20 protein-coding genes, 1 tRNA gene and 1 other RNA gene are annotated in these 21,228 nt (G+C 67.9%); 3 read left to right on the forward strand and 19 right to left on the reverse strand.

From position 1 onward, the window contains the following. Positions 1–3: 3 nt before the first annotated feature. Together rny and ssrS are read right to left on the reverse strand one after the other, a co-directional pair. A complete protein-coding gene (gene rny / locus LuPra_RS14220) occupies positions 4–1,599 on the reverse strand; it encodes a ribonuclease Y (RefSeq protein ID WP_110171362.1) in 1,596 nt (531 codons plus the stop codon). A gap of 186 nt (positions 1,600–1,785) precedes the next feature. Beyond that, a non-coding RNA gene (gene ssrS / locus LuPra_RS14225) (6S RNA) lies at positions 1,786–1,969 on the reverse strand. A 55-nt stretch (positions 1,970–2,024) separates the two neighbouring features. Here ssrS and LuPra_RS14230 point away from each other — a divergent pair. Further along, positions 2,025–3,224, forward strand: a complete 1,200-nt coding sequence (locus LuPra_RS14230) for a Gfo/Idh/MocA family protein (protein WP_110171363.1) — start codon at positions 2,025–2,027, stop codon at positions 3,222–3,224. Positions 3,225–3,422: 198 nt separating this feature from the next. Here LuPra_RS14230 and LuPra_RS14235 read toward each other — a convergent pair whose 3' ends face one another. The 11 genes from LuPra_RS14235 to LuPra_RS14285 all read right to left on the reverse strand — a co-directional run bounded on the left by LuPra_RS14235 (position 3,423) and on the right by LuPra_RS14285 (position 13,938). Further along, positions 3,423–3,770, reverse strand: coding sequence for a cell division protein ZapA (locus tag LuPra_RS14235; protein WP_157899185.1), 348 nt, complete (start codon positions 3,768–3,770; stop codon positions 3,423–3,425). A 7-nt stretch (positions 3,771–3,777) separates the two neighbouring features. Next, the gene (gene zapB, locus LuPra_RS14240; protein ID WP_157899186.1) at positions 3,778–4,059 is read right to left on the reverse strand and encodes a cell division protein ZapB; all 282 of its coding nucleotides are present in this window, start codon (positions 4,057–4,059) and stop codon (positions 3,778–3,780) included. Between the two features lie 40 nt (positions 4,060–4,099). Continuing rightward, positions 4,100–6,322: a phenylalanine--tRNA ligase subunit beta gene (locus LuPra_RS14245; RefSeq protein ID WP_110171366.1), complete on the reverse strand. Its 2,223-nt coding sequence runs from the start codon at positions 6,320–6,322 to the stop codon at positions 4,100–4,102. Continuing rightward, entirely contained in the window at positions 6,319–7,404 is a 1,086-nt protein-coding gene (gene pheS, locus LuPra_RS14250; protein ID WP_110171367.1) for a phenylalanine--tRNA ligase subunit alpha, read from the reverse strand. The genes LuPra_RS14245 and pheS overlap by 4 nt, the downstream gene beginning before the upstream one ends. Positions 7,405–7,650: 246 nt before the next feature. Then, positions 7,651–8,019, reverse strand: coding sequence for a 50S ribosomal protein L20 (gene rplT / locus LuPra_RS14255; RefSeq protein ID WP_110171368.1), 369 nt, complete (start codon positions 8,017–8,019; stop codon positions 7,651–7,653). Positions 8,020–8,158: 139 nt separating this feature from the next. After that, positions 8,159–8,356 (reverse strand): 50S ribosomal protein L35, encoded by a 198-nt coding sequence (rpmI, locus tag LuPra_RS14260; RefSeq protein WP_110171369.1) that lies wholly within the window; start codon positions 8,354–8,356, stop codon positions 8,159–8,161. A 155-nt stretch (positions 8,357–8,511) separates the two neighbouring features. Continuing rightward, positions 8,512–9,213, reverse strand: coding sequence for a translation initiation factor IF-3 (infC, locus tag LuPra_RS14265; protein ID WP_110171370.1), 702 nt, complete (start codon positions 9,211–9,213; stop codon positions 8,512–8,514). Between the two features lie 77 nt (positions 9,214–9,290). Then, entirely contained in the window at positions 9,291–11,246 is a 1,956-nt protein-coding gene (gene thrS, locus LuPra_RS14270) for a threonine--tRNA ligase (RefSeq protein WP_110171371.1), read from the reverse strand. A 67-nt stretch (positions 11,247–11,313) separates the two neighbouring features. After that, a tRNA-Val gene (locus LuPra_RS14275) sits at positions 11,314–11,389 on the reverse strand. A gap of 68 nt (positions 11,390–11,457) precedes the next feature. After that, positions 11,458–12,636 carry a S41 family peptidase gene (locus tag LuPra_RS14280; RefSeq protein ID WP_110171372.1) on the reverse strand — a complete coding sequence of 393 codons (1,179 nt, stop codon included), beginning with the start codon at positions 12,634–12,636 and terminating at the stop codon, positions 11,458–11,460. Between the two features lie 117 nt (positions 12,637–12,753). Then, complete coding sequence (locus LuPra_RS14285) at positions 12,754–13,938, reverse strand: murein hydrolase activator EnvC family protein (protein WP_110171373.1); 1,185 nt, start codon at positions 13,936–13,938, stop codon at positions 12,754–12,756. A gap of 285 nt (positions 13,939–14,223) precedes the next feature. Between LuPra_RS14285 and ruvX the strand changes: the two genes are divergently transcribed. Together ruvX and mltG are read left to right on the forward strand one after the other, a co-directional pair. Next, complete coding sequence (ruvX, locus tag LuPra_RS14290; protein WP_157899187.1) at positions 14,224–14,664, forward strand: Holliday junction resolvase RuvX; 441 nt, start codon at positions 14,224–14,226, stop codon at positions 14,662–14,664. Further along, positions 14,661–15,680 (forward strand): endolytic transglycosylase MltG, encoded by a 1,020-nt coding sequence (mltG, locus tag LuPra_RS14295; RefSeq protein WP_157899188.1) that lies wholly within the window; start codon positions 14,661–14,663, stop codon positions 15,678–15,680. The genes ruvX and mltG overlap by 4 nt, the downstream gene beginning before the upstream one ends. Before the next feature lie 113 nt (positions 15,681–15,793). On the opposite strand, the gene LuPra_RS14300 is transcribed toward mltG, so the two are convergent. The 6 genes from LuPra_RS14300 to LuPra_RS14325 are packed head-to-tail and all read right to left on the reverse strand — an operon-like array spanning position 15,794 to position 21,224. Beyond that, entirely contained in the window at positions 15,794–16,690 is an 897-nt protein-coding gene (locus LuPra_RS14300) for an NAD(+)/NADH kinase (protein WP_110171376.1), read from the reverse strand. After that, complete coding sequence (locus LuPra_RS14305; RefSeq protein ID WP_110171377.1) at positions 16,687–17,451, reverse strand: TlyA family RNA methyltransferase; 765 nt, start codon at positions 17,449–17,451, stop codon at positions 16,687–16,689. The genes LuPra_RS14300 and LuPra_RS14305 overlap by 4 nt, the downstream gene beginning before the upstream one ends. After that, positions 17,448–18,377 carry a polyprenyl synthetase family protein gene (locus tag LuPra_RS14310; RefSeq protein ID WP_110171378.1) on the reverse strand — a complete coding sequence of 310 codons (930 nt, stop codon included), beginning with the start codon at positions 18,375–18,377 and terminating at the stop codon, positions 17,448–17,450. Before LuPra_RS14310 ends, LuPra_RS14305 begins: the two co-directional genes overlap by 4 nt. Further along, positions 18,374–18,628: an exodeoxyribonuclease VII small subunit gene (xseB, locus tag LuPra_RS14315; RefSeq protein ID WP_110171379.1), complete on the reverse strand. Its 255-nt coding sequence runs from the start codon at positions 18,626–18,628 to the stop codon at positions 18,374–18,376. The genes LuPra_RS14310 and xseB overlap by 4 nt, the downstream gene beginning before the upstream one ends. Continuing rightward, complete coding sequence (gene xseA / locus LuPra_RS14320) at positions 18,625–20,427, reverse strand: exodeoxyribonuclease VII large subunit (RefSeq protein ID WP_110171380.1); 1,803 nt, start codon at positions 20,425–20,427, stop codon at positions 18,625–18,627. The genes xseB and xseA overlap by 4 nt, the downstream gene beginning before the upstream one ends. After that, positions 20,424–21,224, reverse strand: a complete 801-nt coding sequence (locus LuPra_RS14325) for a TIGR00282 family metallophosphoesterase (protein ID WP_110171381.1) — start codon at positions 21,222–21,224, stop codon at positions 20,424–20,426. The genes xseA and LuPra_RS14325 overlap by 4 nt, the downstream gene beginning before the upstream one ends. Between the last annotated feature and the right edge of the window lie 4 nt (positions 21,225–21,228).

The following is a 21,228-nucleotide window of genomic DNA, read 5'->3' on the forward strand; positions in this document are numbered from 1 at the left end:
TCGTCAGCGTGCGATCTCCACGGCGCGGGTTTCCCGGATGACCGTCACCTTGATCTGGCCGGGATACTCGAGCTCGTTCTCGATGCGGCGCGCGATGTCCTTGGACAGCCACACGGCATCTTCGTCCGACACCTGCTCGCTCTGCACGAGGATGCGGATCTCGCGACCCGCCTGCAGCGCGAACGACTTCGCCACGCCCTTGAAACTGCACGCGATGTCTTCGAGCTTCTCGAGACGCTTGACGTAGGACTCGAGGATGTCGCGGCGTGCGCCAGGACGGGCTGCCGAGATCGCATCGGCCGCCTGCACGATCATGGCCTCGAGCGACGGCCAGTCGATGTCCATGTGGTGTGCGGCCACCGCATCGAGGACGGGCTGCCGCTCGCCGTGCTTGCGGAGCGCGTCGAGGCCAATCGCGAGGTGCGTGCCTTCCATCTCCCTGTCGATGGCCTTGCCGATGTCGTGCAGGAAGGCCGCGCGCACCGCGACCTGGGCATCGAGGCCGAGCTCGCGGGCCATGATACCCGCGAGCCACGCGACTTCCTTGCTGTGGCTGAGGACGTTCTGCCCGTAGCTGGTGCGGAATCGCAGACGTCCCATCAGGCGCAGCAGCTCCGGATGCACGTCGTGGAGCCCGAGTTCGAAGGCGGCGGCCTCCCCGTCGCGACGAACCGATTCTTCGAGATCGGCCTTCACCTTCTCGACGACTTCCTCGATGCGGGCCGGATGGATACGCCCGTCGGCGATCAATCGCTCGATCACCTCGCGGGCGACCTCGCGGCGAAACGGATCGAAACTCGAGAGGATGATCGCGCCGGGGGTGTCGTCGACGATGAGCTCGACACCCGTGGCCTGCTCCAGCGCACGGATGTTGCGTCCTTCACGGCCGATGATCCGGCCCTTCATGTCGTCGCTCGGAAGGTCGACCACCGACACGGTGGTCTCGATGGCGTGCTCGGCGGCACTGCGCTGGATGGCTTCGGTGATCAGTTGCCGCGCCTTGCCTGCGGCCTGTTCGCGGGCTTCGGCTTCGAGGCGCTTGACCAGGTGTGCTGCATCACGCCGCGCGTCCTGCTCGATCTGGCGAACCAACTCGGCGCGGGCTTCGTCACTGGTCAGGCTGCCGACGCGTTGCAGTTCGGCCAGTACGCCGACGTTCCTGGCATCGGCCTGCGCGAGCTGCTCGCGTGCCTGTGCGTCGATGGCCACGACGGCGGCCTGCCGCTCCAGGAGGTCTTCTTGCCGCCTGGCGAGGTCCTGCTCGCGTTGCAGCAGGGCCGCGGTGCGCTCACTCGCGGCGCGGAGTTGCTCGGCGGCATTTCGCGAGGTCGACCTGGCAGCATCCTGGATTTCGCGCCCGGCGCGCTCGGCCTCGACCAGCAGCGCATGCGCGTGCTCCTTGCCGGCCAGTTCGGCTTCCTTGACTCGAGCGAGCGCCTCGCGATCGGCGCTGGCGATGATCTGGGCGGCCTGTTCCCGTGCGTGTGCCGTGTCGGCGGCGAGGCGCTTGCGGGCCCACACGACCCACAACACGAGCGCGAGGGCGGCAATGCCGTCCAGCGCGAGGCCGATCACTTCGAGGGAGGTCCACTGGCCCATGGGTCGACTCGACTGTGGCCCGAACTGCAGGCAAAGGCAAGCTCCCGCGTCAGATGGCGGAGACGATGCGCAACACTGCGAGTCGAACGGCGGCCGGTCCGCCTGATCTGCCTACCAAAAGGGGGCAGGGCTGGACGCTGGGGAGTGGCCGCGCACGCCGCCGCCGCTTCGGGCGAAGGCGATTCATCAGTACCCGCATTGCCGTGTGGGGAGGTCGTTGAACCTGCAGAAGCAGGTGGAACCACTGTAAAAGCCGCGCTTCAGGCTTCCTCTCTGCGGAGGCATGCACACCACGCAGCCGTCGTGATTCGCTTGGGGTAAAACATCGGCTCAAGCGAGCCTCTACCCATCACGCACAACGCAGGCCTCCCGATAGTAGCACGACCCTGCGCCCAATCGGCTGCGGTACAGTTCAGGCGTCTGCGATGCAACGACGCCGATTTCTCGCCGTCACGCTGGGCTGCTGCGCGGCCCTGCCGCGAATCGCCGCCGCACGGCAATCGGCGCCGGGCCAGACGCTGCGTGTCGCGCTGATCGGGCACAGCGGCCAGGGCGACTACGGCCACGGCGTCGACCGGGTGTGGGCGCAGATTCGCGGCGCGCGCGTCGTGGCGATCGCGGACGCGGACCCGGCAGGTCTGGCCGCCGCGGGCCAGCGGACGGGCGGCGTTCGTGGCTTTGCCGACTATCGCGCCATGCTCGCGGAGGTCAAGCCCGATGTCGTGGCCGTCTGCCCGCGCCATGCCCACGAACACCGCGACATGATCGTCGGCGCGCTCGATGGAGGCGCGCGTGGCGTGTACGTCGAGAAGCCGTTCGTGCGGACTTGCGCGGAGGCCGATCAGGTCGTCGCGCTGGCGCGCCGGACGGGGACGAGCCTGGCAGTGGCACACCGCAATCGTTACCACCCGGCCTTGCCGGTGTTGCAGAAGTATCTCGCCGACGGCACGCTCGGACGCATTCTCGAGATTCGGGCACGCGGCAAGGAAGATCAGCGTGGCGGCGGGCAGGATCTCTGGGTGCTCGGCGGGCACCTCTTCAACGTCGCGACCCTGTTCACCGGCGCGCCCACTGCGTGCAGCGCGACGATCCAACAGCAGGGGCACCCCGCGACGCGCAGCGACGTGCACGAGGGCGATGAAGGCGTCGGCCTCATCGCCGGCGACGAGGTGCACGCGCGCTTCGACACGCAGCGTGGCATCCCGATCTTCTACGACTCGAAGAAGGCCCTCGGCTCGGCGGCCGCCGGCTTCGGCCTGCAGATTTTCTGCGAGCGCGGTGTCGTGGATCTCCGCATGGACATCGAACCGCTCGTGCACGTGCGGGAGGGACACCCGTTCATACCCGACACGACGCCGCGTGCGTGGATCCCGTTGACGTCGGCAGGGCCTGGCGTGCCGGAAACGGTGCCGGGGCTTTCCAAGCGCATCCTCGACCACGTCGCGGCGGTCGAGGACCTGCTGGCTTGCCTCGGCAGCGGCCGCGAACCGCTCTGCGGGCCTACGCCCGCAAGCGAAACCGTCGAGATGACCCAGGCCGTCTTCGCATCGTTCGCCGCCGGAGGCCCCGTGACGATGCCGCTGACGACCCGCACGTGGCCACTCACGCGAGAGCCTATCGTCTAGGCGTCGGGCGTGCTCGACGCATCGGCGCGATGTTCGACTCCGTGCGCTTTCCGCCGACCTGAAGGTCGGCGGCTACGACGGAATGTCCCGTCGACCAAGGTCGACGGCTACACTTCGCGATGTCCGTCGACCTGAACGTCGGCGGCTACGACCGGTCGACGATTCCCGGTGCCCGATTCCCGGTGCCCGGTGCCCGGACTACGTCGAGTGTTTGTTCAGGACGGCGTCGATCAGGCGTTCGAGCTCGCCGGCCTTCTCGACGAGTTCGGCCGCAATCCGCGACTCGTCGTCGCGGCCGCGGAAGCACTCATCGGCGATGTTCAGCGCTGCGAGCACGGCCAGCTTGGTCGACTCGCCGATCGGGACGGCCGTCGACGCCGCATCCATCGTGACGTCGACGTAGCGGGCGAGCTTGTGGACGTACGACGGATCGAGAGCGCTGCGCACCGGGTAACGCAGCCCCTGGATATCCACCATCACCACGTGGTTGGGCGGATCCTGATCGCCGAGCGGCGTCTCGTCGTCCACGATAGGGGTGACGTTCACCTTCACATCACATCTGGAGGGCGTCGAGCTGGGCGAGCATGTCGGCCACGCGCGTGCGCACCTGGTCGCGTTCCTCGCGCATCGCCTGCAGTTCGGTCGACACGCCAGCGGCATCCGACAGCTGTGCCTGCAGCGCGTCCACTTCCTTGCCGAGCCGGTCGTTGTCGGTACGGAGCTTGGTAGCCTCCGCGCGACTCTTCTCGACGAGCGTGATCAGTTGACGGATCTTCTCGTCGAGGCGCTCGACGACCGCAAGGTCGGCAGCGGTGGCGGTGGCGGTGTTGCTCATGTGCAGGCTCCCTGACCAGCCCAGCGGCCGGTCGATATGTTCAGCGCAAGGTGGCGCCATGGTCGGCGGCCAGCGCGGCGAGGATGGCGTCGGTGGCGTGCTGCACTTCGGCGTCCGTCAGCGTGCGCTCGGCCGCCCGGAAGGTCAGTCTCAACGACAGACTCACCTTGCCGTCCGGCAGCGACTTGCCCTGGTAGCGATCGAACTCGCGCACCGACACCAGCGTGGGCGGTGCAGACGCGTGAATCGTGCCACGAACCCTCACCGCCGGCAAGTCAGCCGGAAGCACGATCGAGAGGTCACGCACCACGGAAGGGTGGCGTGGTAGCGCTTGCATCACCGGTTGGCGATCGGGATCGTAGTCGGGCGCCGCAAGGTCCAGGTCGAGTTCGGCCACCAACACCGCATCAGCTGCGGGTAGTCCGCGTGCCTCTCCAAGGGAGGGGGAGAGCTGGCCGACCCAGCCGACATCGACGCGCGTGTTGCCGTGCATCGCGACGAGCCGCGCGGCCCGTCCCGTCAGCAACGCTGGATGATCGTCCGCTTCGACGTCGACCCGCACCCGCAGCGTCTCGGCGACCCGCTGCAGCACGCCCAGCACGTCGTAGAGATCGACCATCCTGCCGCTGCCACTCCAATGCTCCGCCGCCGCCGCACCCGTCCATGCGATGGCCACGCTCCGCGTCTCGCCGTGGGTGCGCGTGAAGCGCGTGCCCACTTCGAACAGGCGGATGTCATGCTGCTCGCGACGCCGGTTGTGCGAGAGGCTGTCGACGACGCCGGGCACCACAGAGGGCCGGAGTACCGCGAACAACTCCGAGAGCGGGTTCGCGATCGCGATCGGTGCCGCGTCGAACGGCACCGCCGCGGCTCGCTCGATGAACGTGAAAGTGACGGCTTCCGCGAAGCCGGCGCCCACGAGGACGTCACGGACGCGCGCGTCGCGGACCAGCCGCGGCGCGGTCTTCGCCGGTGGCGCAGCGAGGGCGGGGAAGGTCACCGGCAGGCGCTCGTATCCCGCGCAGCGTGCGATTTCCTCGATCAGATCTTCCTCGCGCGTGACGTCGCCCCGCCACCCTGGCACGGTGACATTCCATTCTGGAGAGGGATGGTCATGGGCCGGGCTCGCCGCCTCCGCCAAGGCTTCGGCGCCCAAGGGCGAGCCGGTCCTGCCGTCGGAGGACGCCTTCCGCCGAAGCCCGCCATCTTCGATCGGGCGAAAGTGAAAACCGAGTAACGTGAGAATCTGCTCCACCTCGGCCGGAGCCACGTCCATCCCGAGCACGCGCCAGATACGCGACCAGCGCAGGCGAACACTGCGCGCGGTGGAGGAGGGCGTTCCGACGATGACCTCGCCGTCGCGCGGCGTGCCCGCGCCAATCTCCACGATCAACTCGACGGCACGTCGCAGTGCGCGTGCAGGCATGCCCGGATCGACGCCGCGCTCGAATCGATAGGAGGCCTCGGTGGACAGGTTCAGGCGACGCCGCGTCCGGCGCACCTGCGTCGGCTCGAAGTACGCGCTTTCGAGGGCGATCGTCCTGGTGGTCGGGCCGATTTCGGTCGCGCCACCGCCCATCACGCCGGCCACCGCCTGCGCCGTTCCCGCATCGGCGATCACGAGCATGTCGTCGGCAAGCGTCCGTGTCACACCGTCGAGCGTCGTCAGCGTCTCACCGGCCCGAGCTGTACGCACCACCAGGTGGCGGTCGCCAATGGTGTCGAAGTCGAACGCGTGCAGCGGCTGGTTCAGTTCCAGCAGCACGTAGTTGGTGACGTCGACGATGTTGTTGATCGAGCGGACGCCGCTGAGGGTCAGCCGCTCGGCCAGCCAGGCCGGCGACGGCCCGATCGACACGTCCACCAGGGCCGCGCAGTACAGCGGGCACAGGTCGGGCCGCTCCACCGTCACCCGGATCGCGTCGGGGCTTGCCGCGCCGAAGCCTGCGGCGAAGGCGGGTGCCGGGTTCCGGGTGCCGGGTACCCGTGCATCGAAGGCCGAAGACCCAATGCTGAAGGCCGAGACCGGCGAGCGAAGTGCCAGCCCGTACTTCACGGCAACTTCGCGAGCCATGCCCAGAACGCTGAGGCAGTCGGGTCGATTGGCCGTCACCTCGAAGTCGATCACGGCATCGTCGGGATCGCCGTTGACCGGTTCCACCGAGGCGACCTCGAAGCCGCGCATCGTGAGGTCTTTCGCAAGCTGGTCGATCGGGACGGGGACGTCGACGTACTCCTTCAACCACGAGACGAGGATCTTCACGAGGCGAACTGCTCCAGGAAGCGGAGGTCGTTTTCGTAGAACGCGCGGATGTCGTCGACACGATGCGCGAGGAGCGCCAGGCGCTCGATACCCATGCCGAAGGCGAAGCCCGTATAACGCTCGGGGTCGATGCCCACCGCTTCGAAGACCGAGGGGTGGACCATGCCGCTGCCACCAATCTCGATCCAGCCGGTGCGCTTGCACATCGAGCAGCCGGACCCGAAGCACGACTGGCAGCCGACGAAGACCTCGGCGCTCGGCTCGGTGTACGGGAAGAAGCTCGGCTTGAACATGATCGGCGTCTTCGGATCGAAGAACTCCCGCGCGAAGCCGAGTAGCGTGCCCTTCAGGTCGGCCATCGTGACCTGCTCGCCGACGACTAGGGCTTCGACCTGCTGGAACATCGGCGTATGCGTGAGATCGAGGTTGTCGCGGCGGTACACGCGGCCAGGGGCGATGATGCGCACCGGCGGCGCATGCCGCTCCATGTAGCGGATCTGCATCGCGGACGTGTGCGTGCGCAGCAGCGTGGCAGGCCGCAGCGTGACGCCGGCGCCTGGCGCACCGGTCGCGCGGGTGCCCTGGACAAACGGCGCTTCGAGGTAGAGCGTGTCCTGGGCGTCGCGGGCAGGATGATCGGCTGGCATGTTCAGCGCCTCGAAGTTGTGCCAGTCGTCCTCGGCCTCGGGCCCATCGAGGATCTCGTAGCCCATGCGCACGAAGATGCGCTCGATCCGTTCCCGCATCGCATTCAACGGGTGGCGCGAGCCCACCGGCAGCGGGCGCGGCGCGAGAGTGAGGTCGAGCCCGGGCGTACGGATGGCGGCGCGTCCGAGTACTGCCTTGCGCGCCTCCAGTCCCGCCTCCACCGCCTGCTTGAGCTCGTTGGCCAACCGCCCGATCTCGCGCTTCTGGTCGGCCGGGGCGTTGCCGATTTCGGCGTACAGCGCCGTGACGAGGCCCTGCTTGCGGCCGAGGAAGCGATCGCGCACGGCCTGCAGATCGGCAGCCGACGTGACCGCGCCCAGTGCCGTGTCGAACTCGGCGCGCAATGCGGAGACGGAGGTGGAGAGGTCAGGCATCGTCAATTTCAGGGTTTCAGAAGTTCAGAATTTCGTTACCGCCATTGCTGCTTCGAAGGTTGGCGGTGGTGATGAAATTCCGAAATTGTGCAATTCAGCTGTGTACACGAAAAACGGGGGCGCGCCCGCGAAGGCGGCCCCCGTCAATTTCAGAATTTCACAATCTCAAAATTTCCTCACCACCGTCATGCCTCGAAGGTTGGCGGGTGATGATGAAATTTTGCAATTCCTGAAATTCTGCAATTCCTAAGCGTTCTGCTGCTTGAGGGCATCCTTGGCGCGCGAGGTGAGCGCCGCAAATGCCGACGGCTCGCTCACCGCGAGTTCGGCGAGCATCTTGCGATCGACGGTGACGCCGGCGCGGCTCAGGCCGGCGATGAACTGCGAGTAGCTGATGCCCTGCTGGCGCGCCGCGGCGTTGATGCGGACGATCCACAGGCGACGGAAATCGCGCTTCTTGCGGCGACGACCGACGAACGCGCTCTTGAGGGCGCGGTCGACCGCTTCCTTCGCGAACCGGTACAGCTTGCTCTTGTTGGCGTAGTACCCCTTGGCAAGGGTCAGCAACTTTTCGCGCTTTGCACGGCGCACCGTGCCACGCTTGACTCTCGGCATTCTCTTCTCCGCAGCCTCGGGGCGGCTCTCCAGCCGACTTGGGGACCCGGACTACTCATGGGACGGTGATATACCGACCCTGTTCAGTGAAATCGTGAAATTCGGAATTCTGAAATTGCAGAATTGCAGAAGTTCACCGTCACTTGTACGGCAGCATCAACTCCAGTTTTCCCTGATCCTGGGCTGAGACGAGCACCGTGCCGCGCAAGCCGCGCTTGCGCTTGGTGGTCTTGCTCGTCAGGATGTGCCGCTTGAACGCGCTGCCGCGCAGGAACTTGCCAGAGGCGGTGCGCTTGAACCGCTTCGAGGCGCCCTTGTGGGTCTTGAGTTTCGGCATGATCTGACTCTGTTTCTCTCTCGTTCACTGTCGGGGACGTCCCGGAGGCCGTCCCTGCCTGCGATGTGGTCGGGCCGCTCGTGAAGCAGCCTTCTCCTCCGGGATGCAGCCATCGCATCCCGTCGTCCGGCGACGCCATCGGTGGCGTCGCGGTGCTATTCGGCCGGGCGCTCGGCCGGTGTCTCGACCACCGGCGCGGTGCCTGCTGCGTCCTCATCGGCCACCGCCTGGGCGGCTGCCGCGAGTTCTTCCGCCGTCATTTCGGTGTCGTCTTCCTCGACCTCAGGCCGTGGCTCGCGCTCCGGCTTGGACGGCTTCTCGACCTTCTTGATGCCCGGGCGACCCGACAGGATGGTGTGCATGGTGTTGCCCTCCATCCGCGGCAGGTTCTCGGCGACCGCGATCTCGGTCAGCTCGGCGATGAGCCGTTCCAGAATCCGGCGGCCGATCTCCGGGTGGGCGATCTCGCGCCCGCGGAAGAACACCACCGCCTTGACCTTGTCGCCCTCGTGCAGGAAGCGCGAGATGTTGCGCTTCTTGAAGTCGTAATCGTGCAGGTCGACCTTCGGGCGGAACTTGACTTCCTTCACCTCGATGGTCTTCTGGTGCTTGCGGGCCTGCCGCTGCTTCTTCTGCTCGTTGTACTGGTACTTGCCGTAATCGGTGATACGGCAGACCGGCGGCACGGCGGTGGCAGCAACCTCGACGAGGTCCAGGCCCTTGGACTTTGCCAGTGCAACGGCCTGCGCCGGCGCCATGATGCCCAACTGCTGTCCTGCCTCGTCGATGACCCGGACCTCGCGCACGCGAATGCGCTCGTTGATCCGGACCCTGTCGTCCCGTCGGGGACCCCGCATGCGATTGTCGAACGCGATAACGACCTCCTTGAACGCGCCCCGCCCGCCGGTCCCATGACCGGCAACGCGAAACGCTTCTACACCCCTACTGGCTGGCCAGCTTGGCCCTTGCTCTCGATCTCGGCCTGCGCGTCGGTGACGAACTCGCGCACTGGCCGACTTCCCAAATCCCCGCCCTGGCGGCTGCGGACCGACACCGTGCCCTCGGCGACTTCCTTGTCGCCGACGACCAGCATGTACGGCACCTTCTGCAACTGCGCTTCGCGGATCTTGTACCCGATCTTCTCCTGCCGGTCGTCCAACCCGACCCGCAGGCCGCCCGCCTTCAACTCGACCTGCACCTGCGCCGCATACGCGGCGTGCCGGTCGGCAATCGGCAGCACCACGGCCTGCAGCGGCGCCAGCCAGAGCGGGAACGCCCCGGCGAAGTGCTCGATCAGCAAGGCGATGAACCGCTCGAAGCTGCCGAAGATCGCCCGATGGATCACCACCGGCCGGTGCTCGGCGTTGTCGGCCCCGACGTACTTCAGGTCGAATCGCTCCGGTATCTGGTAGTCCAACTGGATCGTCGCACACTGCCACTTGCGCCCGATCGCGTCGGTCACATCGAAGTCGACCTTCGGGCCGTAGAACGCCCCGTCGCCCTCGTTAAGTGTGTACGCCTGCCCGGCGCCCTCGAGCGCCAGCTTCAGCTGCGACTCGGCGTGATCCCAGGTCTCTCGCTGCCCGAGGTACTGCTCCGGGCGGGTCGAGAGCTTCACCTCGAAGGTCAAACCGAGATCGCCATAGACCTGCTGCACCAAGGCCAGCAGCCGCTGGACCTCGTCGCCAATCTGCTCCTGCATCACGAAGCAGTGCGCGTCGTCCTGCGAGAACTGGCGCACGCGCGTCAGCCCGCCGAGCACGCCCGACGCCTCGTTGCGGTGCAGCGCGGTCTGCTCGTGGAACCGGATCGGCAGGTCCTTGTAGCTGCGCACCTGGCTCGCGAAGACCAGCATGTGCCCAGGGCAGTTCATGGCCTTGAGCGCCATGGCCTCGCCCTCGTCGCCCTCGAGCACGAACATGTTCTCGCGGTAGTGGTGCCAGTGCCCCGATGTCTCCCACAACGCCTTGTTGAAGATGATCGGGGTCTTCACCTCTTCGTACCCGGCCGGGTAGAGCACCTTGCGCATGTACTCGGCCAGGCCGTTGTACAGCACGGTGCCCTTGTGCAGCCAGAACGCCGCGCCGGGGGCCCACGGGTGGAACATGAACAGTCCGAGTTCCTTGCCCACCTTGCGGTGGTCCCGCTTCTTGGCTTCCTCGAGCCGCGCCAGGTGCGCCTGGAGGTCCTTGTCGCTGAAGAACGCCGTGCCGTACACCCGCTGCATCGGCTGGTTCTTCGCGTCGCCCTTCCAGTACGCGCTCGACGTCGTCGTCAGCTTGAAGGCCTTGAGCTTGCCCGTCGACGGCACGTGCGGCCCGCGACAGAAGTCAACGAACGTCTCGCGGTCCTTGATCGTGTAGACCGAGACTTCGGACTGGCCCTGCGTGTTTTCTTCGATCAGCTGCACCTTCAGCGGTTCGCCACGCCCGCCGAAGAACGCCATCGCCTCGTCGCGCGGCCACATCTGCCGCTCGAAGATCTCGTCAGCCTGCGCCAGACGGCGCATTTCCGCCTCGATCTTCTCGAGATCCTCGGGCACGAACGGACGTTGGACCACGAAGTCGTAGTAGAAGCCGGGCGGTTCCTCGATCACCGGCCCGATGCCGCACTGGGTGCCGGGGAACAGCTTCGTGACGGCTGCCGCGAGCAGATGCGCCGTGCTGTGCCGATACACCTTGAGGGCGTCGGGGCCGTCGGCGGTCAGGATCTGGACCCGGGCGTCCTGCGTGAGAGGGTAGGAGAGGTCGACCACCTGGTCGTCCACCCTCGCCGCCAATGCGGCCTTCGCGAGGCGTGGAGACACGTCGGCCGCCACGTCCCGAACGGGCGTGCCGGCAGCCACGGATCGCGTGGATCCGTCGGGAAGAGTGAGTACGACGGGCGTCATGCCGCGAACACTGGTCTCCACAGCCGAGGCCGGCTGGAGCAACAACCGGTGGGCGGGTGGCTGGAAATGGTAGGCACGGGCGGAATCGAACCGCCGACCTCCTGCGTGTCAAGCAGGCGCTCTAACCCCTGAGCTACGCGCCTACAGCCGTTCGCACGAGCCTTGGTGCGAACAGGCATCTTACCGTGGAGCCGTCGAGTGGCGCAAGGCGCTAGGCCGCGGCCTTCGCCGGTGCCTTCGCGGCCACCGATTCGAGTGCCTTGTCGAGGATGGGGTCTTCGGCTGTGGCTGGCGCGCCGAACTCACGGTCGGGCTCGGCCACTGGAACGGTCGGGACAAGCCCCGTGCCGTGGATTGCGGTGCCCTTGGGCGTCAGCCAGCGGGCGTAGGTCAGCCAGAGGCCGCTGCCGTCGGGCAGTTTGACCAGCTTCTGTGAGCCGGCCCGGCCCAGGGTGCGCTCGCCGACACTCTTGGCGCGGTCGTTGTCGAGCAAGGCGGCAGTGAAGACCTCGGCCGCCTGCGACGTGCCGTTGGTCGTCAGGACCGTGATGGGGAGCGTCAGGCTGCCGTCGCCCGCCCTGGCTTCGGTCTTCTGCTGCCCCTGGCCACGCGCTTCACGGATCCCCAGGGTTCCGGCCTTGACGAACAACCGTGCCGTCTCGGCGCCGAGTGCGGGATCCCCCTCCGCCGTGTGCCGCAGGTCGATGAGCACCTGCGTGGCCCCCTTACTGGTGAGTTCGCCCACGGCCCGTTTCAGTTGGGTGGGCGTCTGGTCGCTGAACGCGGTGATGCGCACGAGGCCGACGCCAGGTGCCGCGATCCGCTGCGTCACGTCGGCTGGCAGGGCGGCGACACGGCTGAGGGGCACCTCGTGAGTGTCGGTCTGGCTGCCGCGGAGCACGGTCAGCGTGACCTTGGACCCGGCGGGGCCGCGCAGGAGCCGTTCGCCCTCGTGCAGCGACATGTGCCGCGTCGACTTGCCGTCGATGGCGCGAATGTAGTCGCCGGTGTGGAGCCCGGCCTGTGCCGCCGGCGACCCGTCGCGTGAGGCGACGACGCGCAGGTAGTACTGCCGCGTCAGTGAAAGGCCCGTCGACCCGGTCTCTGCCGTCCTGACACCCTCGAGTAGCGCGACCTGGGCAGCGTCGAGGTAGGAACTGTCGGGGTCGAGTCCCTCGGCCAGCCCCAGCATCGCGCCATCCAACACTGTTCCGGGATTGGGTTCCTCGACGTAGCTGCCGAAGATCAGCGACACCACGTCGTCGAACACGCGCAGGTGCGGATAGGCCCCGGGGGCCGTGCGCTGCTGGCCCAGCAAGCCCCCGACCAGCGTGAACACGACAAGCGGTGTCGTGAGGGCGAGAACGAGGAAGCGGGTGCGGGTAGTCATTGAAAGAATGCCGCGATGCCGGAATGCCGGGAATGCCGAGAATTCTTGAGTTCCAAGGTCCAGGTCCGAAGGCCCAAGCCCGAGGGCGCACAGGTCGCCGAGTCGATCACGCGCCGGCTACCGTTGTTGCAACCATAGTACGGGATCGACCGGACGACCGTCGACGCGCACCTCGAGATAGAGGGCCGCCTTGCCGTCAGGCGCGTCCCCGACCTCGCCGACGATGGCGCCGCCTTCGACCGCGGCGCCCCGTTGGACGCGCAACCCCGACAGGTAGCCGTACAGGGAGTAGGACTGCTGGCCGTGATCGACGATCACGAGTTGTCCGAACCCCGTGAAGGCGCCGGCGAAGACGACGCTGCCGGGGTGGAGCGCGCGAACGGCGCTGCCGATTGTCGACGCGATCGTCACGCCGTTGCTCACGGTGCTCGTGCCGAACCGAGCATCGCGCTGTCGGCCGAATCGCCCGGTGATGTTGCCTTCCACGGGCCAGGGCAGTGCCCGGCGGCGAGTGGTGAAGGGCACGCGGAGCACCTGGGTCGGCGCCGGCACAGGCGCCCGCCCGGTCATCGAGGCGTCGAGCCGCGCGCGGGCGGCCACTAGTTCGGCGAGCCACCGCTCACGCTGCTCCGATTCGTTTTCGAGCGAGGCCAGTAGCTCCCGCTTCTTGACGTAGGCGGCTTCGGCCGCCGCGCGCCGTACACGTGCCTCCGCCTCGAGCGACCTGGCCTCTTCGCGGCGCTGGGTCAACCGGGCCTCGGTCTCGCCGAGTTCGCCCGCGGTTCGCGCATACGCCTGGAGCCGCCGGCCATCGTCCTTCGCGAGATAGTTCATCAAGCGGGCGGCGCGACCGACGTCACGGGCGCTCGTCGCATTCCACGCGATTCTCGCGTAGCCCACGCGCCCGAGGCGCTGAAGGCGCCGGAGCCGCGCGGCGATCGCGGGGCGTTCGCCTTCCAGGGTCGAGCGCAGGGTCGCCTGTCGACTCGTGAGCGATGCGAGGTCGGCTTCGAGCACCGACAGCGCCTGGCGGGCCTGCACCTCGCGCGCGCGCTCCAGGTCACGCTCGACGTCGAGCCGGCGCACTTGGTCGAGCATCGACACGCTCTGCCGCTTGAGCACGTCGGCCTCGCGGGTGAGCGCCGCAATGCGTTCCTTCGTGGCCTGCTGCGCCTTGGCGGCCTCTGCCGCCTGCACCAGTTCGGCTGGCGCTGACGTGCCCGCGGCGGGCGCGGTGGGGCTCGGCTGCTGCAAGGTGGGCAGCTGTGCCGCGAGCAGGGCGAGCAGGAGGGGGACGCGCACCTCTCCAATATCGGTGACGTAGCCGTCGACCTTCAGGTCGACGGGAATTGGGAAGTGCGTCTTTTGACATTCCCGGCGCCGCAGCGACGCGTGGAGCTAGCTCGACGCCTACGCACGATCGATCGCTCCACGTTCTGATCGCTTTGGTCGTGGTCCGGCCCGCTGGGACAGCGGGCCGCTACCGATCCTGCGTTCGGCGTTCCGCGTTCTGCGTTCGTCGTCGCCCGCACTGAAGGCCGGGCTCGGAGAGCCGGCCCTACCTTCGGGACGTATTACCCTGTGTCGGTGCGCGTGCTGGCCTTCGATCTCGGAGCCCGACGAACCGGTGTCGCCATCAGCGATGCATCCGGGACGCTGGCGCGACCGCTCGAGGTCGTGCAAGGTCCGTCGCTCAAGGCACAGTGGGCGGCGCTGCTCGGTGTGATCAGCCGCGTCCAAGCCGAAGACCCGGCGCTGGCGGCGATTGTCGTCGGCGTCCCGCACCGGCTCGACGGCACCGCCACCGACTTCACCCCCAAGGCCCTCGATTTCATCGAACGCTTGTCGCGCCGGGTGCCCGTGCCAGTCGTGCCGCTCGACGAGCGACTGACCAGCGTCGAGGCCGAGGCGCTTCTGGCCGAACACGAATCCGACTGGCGACGCCGTAAGGCGCGGCTCGATGCGGCCGCGGCGGCAGTGTTGTTGCAGGAATATCTCGACTCCCGCACAAGGGCCCCGCTCGCGTGAAGCGTCTCGGACTGCTCCTGCTCATCGTCGTCGTGTTGGTCGCGGCCGGTACGGCCCTGTGGGTCGCTCGCCGCGTCTCCACGCCCTTCGGCAGCGTCTCCGGCGAGCAGTTCGTCGAGATCCCGCCCGGAGAGAGCACCCCCGGCATCGGCCGTCGGCTGGTGGCGGCGGGTGTGATCCGCGACGAACTGACGTTCCGGCTCGCAATGCGGTGGCACGGTCGCGGCCGTTCCCTCAAGGCCGGGGAGTACCGCTTTGCCGAGGCCGCAACCCCGGCCGAGATCATCGACAGGCTGGCGAAGGGCGACGTCTACCTGTTGCCGCTCACGTTTCCCGAGGGACTGACCGCCGACGAGATGTCGCAGCTGTTTGCACAGAGCGGCCTCGGCACCGCCCCGGATTTCATCGCAGCCGCGCGCGATCCCGCGCCCATCAAGGCCATCGATCCGGCGGCCGACACGCTCGAGGGCTACCTGTTCCCGGACACGTACAGCCTGCCTCGCCACATCGACGGAGAGGCCATGGTGGCGCGCATGGTCAGCCGCTTCACCACGGTATTCGACGAGGACCTGCGCCGTCGCGCCACAGCGACCGGCCTGAGCGTTCGGCAGATCATGGCAATCGCGGCGCTGGTGGAGAAGGAGACCGCCCGTGCCGACGAGCGGCCGCTGGTCGCGGCCGTGTACCGCAATCGCTTGAAGATCGGGATGCCGATGCAGGCCGATCCAACAGTGATCTACGCACTCAAGCGGGCCGGACGCTGGAACGGCAACATTCGGCGGGCGGACCTGGACTTCGACTCGCCGTACAACACCTACCGCTACCCGGGGCTCCCGCCCGGTCCGATCGCCTCGCCGGGCAGGGCCGCCATCGAGGCAACCATCGCGCCCGCGAAGGTGGACTACCTCTACTTCGTGAGCCGCAACGACGGCTCGCACGCCTTCGCCGCGACGCTTCCGGAACACAATCGCAACGTCCAGAAGTGGCAGGTGGAGTACTTCCGAGGGCGCAAATAATTTCAGAATCTCACGAATTTCAGAATTTCATTCCCACCGTCAGCAGCTCGAACAATGGCGGTGGCAATGAAATTGTGAACTTCTGAAATTGTGAAATCGCTGGGCCAAACGCGTTAGCGTTCGGCCCAGCGCAGCTTCTGGCGCAGCACCTGGAAGTACCCGTGTGAACTCGGCTTGAGCAGGCGCAGGGCGTACGGTGCGCGGTGGATCGAGACGGTCTCCCCGGGACCCAGGATGTCGCCGACCTGGCCGTCGAAGGTCACGTAGGTCTCTTCCCGCGACGATCGGGCGATTTCACCGGCGACGACGATGTCGAGCGAGGTCGACGCGGGCAACACCACCGGACGGTTGGTGAGCGTGTGCGGGGCGATCGGCGTCAGCACCAGCGCGTCGACGCCAGGGTGCACGATGGGGCCGCCGGCAGACAGGTTGTAGGCCGTCGAGCCCGTGGGCGAGGCGACGATGAGGCCATCGGCCTTGAACCGGGCAATCAATTGCCCGTCGGCCGACGCGACCAGATCGATCATGCGCGACAGCGCTCCCTTGGTGATCACCACGTCGTTCAGCGAGATGTGACTCAGTTGGGTCCCGTCGGCGCGGCAGACGTGCGACTCGAGCATCATCCGGCGCTCTTCGTGCGCGGTTCCGGCCAGCACCTGCGACAGCGCTTCGTAGACCTCGGTGACCCTCACTTCGGTGAGGAAGCCGAGGCTGCCGAAGTTCACCGCCACGACCGGCACGTCGAAGCCCGAGGTAGCCAACCGGCCTGCCGTGCCGAGCAGCGTGCCGTCGCCGCCGAGCACGATGATCAACTGCTCGTGGCGTCCGATCTGCTCCGGCTCGCAGATGCCACCGGGGAGGGGCGTGCTCGAGAGCGAGGCCGTGTCGGTTTCGTAGCACGGCTCGATGCCCCGCGACACGAGCCAGGCGCCGATCTCCCCGAGCAGGTCGGCGGCCTCGGTGAGCCCGGGCTTGGCCACCAGGCCGACCCGATGGATGGGCGACGTCATGCACGACTCCTGAAGTGGGCGAGCCACTCGAGATTGCCTTCCATGCCCTCGATGGGCGACGCGGTGTGGCCCTGGGCCTCGAGGCCCAGGGCGCCTGCCGCGTCGATGACCTCGGCAAGGACGCGAGCTCGCACTGCCTCGTCGCGGACCACGCCATGCTTGCCGACTTCCTCACGCCCGGCTTCGAATTGCGGCTTGACCAGCGTGATGACGTCGGCCCCCGGCCGCAAGAGCGGTGGCACGACTGGGAGAATGTACCGCAGCGAGATGAACGAGACGTCGGCGGTGACGATGTCGAACAGTCGATGGTCGGCGGGGAGGTCGCCGGCCGTGAGATGCCGCGCGTTGATGCGTTCGAGGCAGCTGACGCGTAGATTGGACCGCAACCGCCAGTCCATCTGGTTGTGCCCGACGTCGACGGCGACCACGTGCGCCGCGCCCCGCTGCAGCAGGACGTCGGTGAATCCGCCCGTGGAGGCACCGATGTCGAGGGCGACTCGTCCCTCCACCGGGATGGCGAAGCTGTCCAGGGCATGTACGAGCTTGAGGGCGCCGCGGCCCACGTAGGGATGGTCGGCCTGCCGGACCTGGACGTCGGCGTCTTCGCGCACCAGATGCCCGGGTTTCGGAGGCGCGGACGCGCCCGGAAGACTGACGTGGCCGGCGAGGATGAGCGCACGCGCCCGTTCCCGGGACGAGGCCAGTCCGCGCTGCACGAGCAGCGCATCGAGCCTGACGCGGGACGCGCGGGTGTCCGTCACTGGGTGCGGGTCAGTGTCCAGTCGAGGATGGCCGGCAGGTGGCCGGACAGGCCCGCGGCTTCGAGCGCGGCATGGCCGCGGTCGGCGCAATCGCGTGCGCGCTGGCGGCTTCCGGCAACGCCAAAAAGAGCCGGATAGGTCAGCTTGCCTGCCGCTTCGTCCTTGCCTGCATGCTTGCCGAGCGATGCCGCATCGCCCTCGACGTCGAGGACGTCATCGATGATCTGGAAACACAACCCGAGTTCGATCGCGTAGGCGTCCACGGTGGCGACCTGGCCCGGTGTGCCGCCAGCCATGATGGCGCCGGCGCCCGTTGCGGCGCGAATCAGGGCGCCGGTCTTGCGGGCGTGTACGTCCTGCAACCGCAGCAGGTCGTCATCGGGGTGCTCCTGCCGCGCCGCGCCCTCCCATTGCAGGTCCAGCGCCTGGCCGCCGACCATGCCCCCCACGCCAGCCGAGCGCGCGATGAGTTCCAGTGTCTGCAACTTGCGCTGGGCGATCGCCGTGCCTTCGAGTACGGGCTCGCGGGCAAGCAGTGCGAACGCTTCGGTGAGGAGTCCGTCGCCGGAGAGGATGGCCAACGCGTCCCCGTACACGACATGCGCCGTCGGACGCCCGCGCCGCAGCGTGTCGTTGTCCATCGCCGGCAGGTCATCGTGCACCAGCGAGTACGTGTGGATCATCTCGAGCGCGCACGCGGCCGGCAGGGCGAGGGTGCGGGCATCGGGATGCCCGAGTCCGATGGCGTCGGCGGCGGCGAAAACGAGCACCGGACGCATCCGCTTGCCGCCAGCGAGTAGGCTGTACTGCATCGCTTCGTGCAGCCGCGGGGGAGATACGGGAGGGCCGGGCAACCAGACCGTCAACGCGCGATCCAGATCGCGGCGGCAGCCCGCCGCGAAGTCCTCGAACGTGGTGGCCGTCATCCGCGGTCGGACTGCCTCGGCGACAGGTCCTTCTCGAACGCGGCCGTCTCGTCGCGCAGTCCGCCACTCTGCGTCAGCACCTGGATGCGTTTCTCCGCATCGGTCAGCTTCTCGTGGCAGAAGCGCGACAGCGTGACACCACGCTCGAACAGCGCGAGCGACTGCTCGAGGGGCTGGTCGCCCTGTTCCAGGGAGCGCACGATGGCGTCGAGTTCGGTGAGGGCCTGTTCGAAGTCGGTCGGGTCGGTCATGGGCGTGAAGTGGGGTCGGCGGCATCCACCGCCTGGACCGCGCAGTGCAGCGAGCCGTCTGGCAACTGCACGTCGACGCGGTCGCCAGCGGCGACTGCGGTGACGCTGCGCACCACGGCGGTGCGATCGGTGTTCCAGCAGATGGCGTAGCCGCGGCCCAGTGTCGCCAACGGGCTGAGGGCATGCAACTGCCCGGCCAGCGTGGTCAATTGGCGATCGGTCCGATGCCAGCGGCCCTCGACGGCCTGGCGCGCGCGCACCAGTTGCGCGTCGACCCTTCGGCACGACTGGGCCACCGATGCGTCGAGGCCCACCCTGGCGAGCCGGTCCCGATGCACCTGCAGGTGGTTGCGCGCGTCGGCCTGGCGGGTGCGCATCGCGGCCGCGAGCCGATCGTCGATCTGGGCAAGCCGGCGCAACCGTGACGTCAGTTGCCGTTGCGGATGTTGTTCGTCGAGGCGCGCCGCGACGTCGCGGAGGACACGCCGGCCGTCCTGCACGCGCGTGCGTAATGCCGCCGTCAGGCGTTCGTGCAGGTCGGCGCGCTCGCGATCCCGATCGAGCAAGCGATCGCGGTAGCGGGCGAAGGCCGGCCGCTGCTCGACGCGCATCAGTCCGGTGCGCTGGCGATCCAGGCGGCTGCGCAGCAGCAAGGCCATCTGCCGGCGGGCATTGGCGATGCGATCACGGAACTCGCTGGCCTGGCGCACCACGATTTCGGCGCCCTGCGACGGTGTGGCGGCACGCACGTCGGCGACGTGGTCGGCGATGGTCGTGTCCGTCTCGTGACCGATGGCTGCAATCACTGGCACGGGGCAGGCGGCAATCGCGCGGGCCACTACTTCCTCGTTGAAGGCCCAGAGGTCCTCGAGCGATCCACCACCTCTGCCGACGATGATCACGTCGACGTTGGGTACGCGGGCGAGACGAGCGATGGCGCGGGCGATCTCGGCCGCTGCGCCCTCGCCCTGGACGCGCGTCGGGCTGATGACGATCTCGGACGGCGCCCGCCGCGTGCGCAGGACCCGCACGATGTCCTTGATTGCGGCGCCCTCGAGCGACGTGACGATGCCGATGCGTCGCGGCAGCATCGGCAAGGGCCGCTTGCGCCCCGGGGCAAAGAGGCCCTCGGCCTGCAGACGGCGCCGCAGTTGCTCGTAGGCGAGCTGCAAGGCTCCGGCGCCGCGCGGCTCGATGCTCTCGGCATACAGCTGGTACTTGCCGCTCGGCACGTACACCGAGAGCCGGCCCTTCACGATCACCTGCAGCCCCGTCGTCAGCTTGAAGCGCAGGCGCAGTGCGTCGGTGCGCCAGAGCACCGCCGAGAGACGCGCGCCCTGGTCCTTCAGCGTGAAGTAGACATGTCCGCCCTTGTCGGAGCAGTCGGCGACTTCGCCCTCGACCCAGATGGTCCTGAACTCCTGCTCGATCGCGTTGCGCACGGCGTTTGTGAGCTCGCTGACCGAGTACACGCGGGGCCGTTGCCGTTCGGCCCGCGACGGGGGGGCGGGCGAGGCCACGGACCGTGCCTCCGCAGGCGGGGCAGTGGGCGAAGTCATTGGGTACGTAGGCGTCGAGCTTGCTCGACGCTGACCGTCGACCTGAAGGTCGACGGCTACGTCCGGCGTCGTGTCGCCGGGCTGTCCGCCCTCGCCAAGGCTTCGGCGCCCCGGGGACAGCCCGAAGCTACCTTGTGCCACGACCGGCTCGGCGCGACCGTCGTCGGGCGCGTCGAGGGGCTGCAGGACCTCGGGGTCGAGGGGCTCGTCCTCGAACGGGAGATCGAACAGCGAACTCACCGCAGGTCCTCGATGTCGGTGGGCGTGAGGCTCAATCGCTCGATGTCTGTCGCATGGCCTGTCGCCGCATCGGCGGTGACAATCACGCCGTGCAGGCGCGGCATGCCCGAGGCCGTGTCGAACTTGGTGGGCAGGCCAGTCAGGAAGCGGCCGATGATCGGGCCGCGCTCGACGCCGATCACCCCGTCGTGCGGCCCCGTCATGCCGACATCGGTGCAATAGGCGGTGCCACCCGGCAGGATCTGCGCGTCGGCCGTCTGCACGTGGGTGTGCGTGCCGACGACGACCGAGGCCACGCCGTCGAGATGCCAGCCGAGGGCGATCTTTTCGGACGTCGCCTCGGCATGGAAGTCCACGAAAACCACGTCGGCATGCTCGCGCAGCCGTTCCGCCTCGGCCCGGCCCAGCGCGAACGGATCATCGATGGCGGTCATGAAGACGCGACCCATCAGGTTCAGGACGCCGACTCTCGTGCCGTCGGCGATGGTCACGATCGTCGAGCCGCGCCCCGGCGTGCCGGCAGGGTAGTTGAAGGGCCGGAGCAGGCGCGGTTCCTCGTCGATGAAGGCGAGGATTTCCCGTTTGTCCCAGACATGGTTGCCCGATGTCATGACGGCAATGCCGGTGTCGAAGAGTTCCTTCGAAATCTCCCGCGTGATCCCGAACCCGCCGGCGCTGTTCTCCCCGTTCGCGATCACGAGATCGAGGCCGCGGGCGGCGACCAGCGCCGGCACGGCGCGCTTGACGAGGTCGCGACCGACCTTGGCGAATATGTCGCCGATGAAGAGGATGCGCATCCGC

The sequence above is a fragment of the Luteitalea pratensis genome, assembly GCF_001618865.1.
GTDB lineage: Bacteria > Acidobacteriota > Vicinamibacteria > Vicinamibacterales > Vicinamibacteraceae > Luteitalea > Luteitalea pratensis.

What these genes read in the sequence shown, in the direction of transcription:
- rny (WP_110171362.1), bottom strand. Translation starts at nt 1,599, where the DNA reads ATGGGCCAGTGGACCTCCCTCGAAGTGATCGGCCTCGCGCTGGACGGC.
- LuPra_RS14230 (WP_110171363.1), top strand. Translation starts at nt 2,025, where the DNA reads ATGCAACGACGCCGATTTCTCGCCGTCACGCTGGGCTGCTGCGCGGCC.
- zapB (WP_157899186.1), bottom strand. Translation starts at nt 4,059, where the DNA reads ATGAGCAACACCGCCACCGCCACCGCTGCCGACCTTGCGGTCGTCGAG.
- pheS (WP_110171367.1), bottom strand. Translation starts at nt 7,404, where the DNA reads ATGCCTGACCTCTCCACCTCCGTCTCCGCATTGCGCGCCGAGTTCGAC.
- rplT (WP_110171368.1), bottom strand. Translation starts at nt 8,019, where the DNA reads ATGCCGAGAGTCAAGCGTGGCACGGTGCGCCGTGCAAAGCGCGAAAAG.
- rpmI (WP_110171369.1), bottom strand. Translation starts at nt 8,356, where the DNA reads ATGCCGAAACTCAAGACCCACAAGGGCGCCTCGAAGCGGTTCAAGCGC.
- infC (WP_110171370.1), bottom strand. Translation starts at nt 9,213, where the DNA reads ATGCGGGGTCCCCGACGGGACGACAGGGTCCGGATCAACGAGCGCATT.
- thrS (WP_110171371.1), bottom strand. Translation starts at nt 11,246, where the DNA reads ATGACGCCCGTCGTACTCACTCTTCCCGACGGATCCACGCGATCCGTG.
- LuPra_RS14280 (WP_110171372.1), bottom strand. Translation starts at nt 12,636, where the DNA reads ATGACTACCCGCACCCGCTTCCTCGTTCTCGCCCTCACGACACCGCTT.
- LuPra_RS14300 (WP_110171376.1), bottom strand. Translation starts at nt 16,690, where the DNA reads ATGACGTCGCCCATCCATCGGGTCGGCCTGGTGGCCAAGCCCGGGCTC.
- LuPra_RS14310 (WP_110171378.1), bottom strand. Translation starts at nt 18,377, where the DNA reads ATGACGGCCACCACGTTCGAGGACTTCGCGGCGGGCTGCCGCCGCGAT.
- xseB (WP_110171379.1), bottom strand. Translation starts at nt 18,628, where the DNA reads ATGACCGACCCGACCGACTTCGAACAGGCCCTCACCGAACTCGACGCC.
- LuPra_RS14325 (WP_110171381.1), bottom strand. Translation starts at nt 21,224, where the DNA reads ATGCGCATCCTCTTCATCGGCGACATATTCGCCAAGGTCGGTCGCGAC.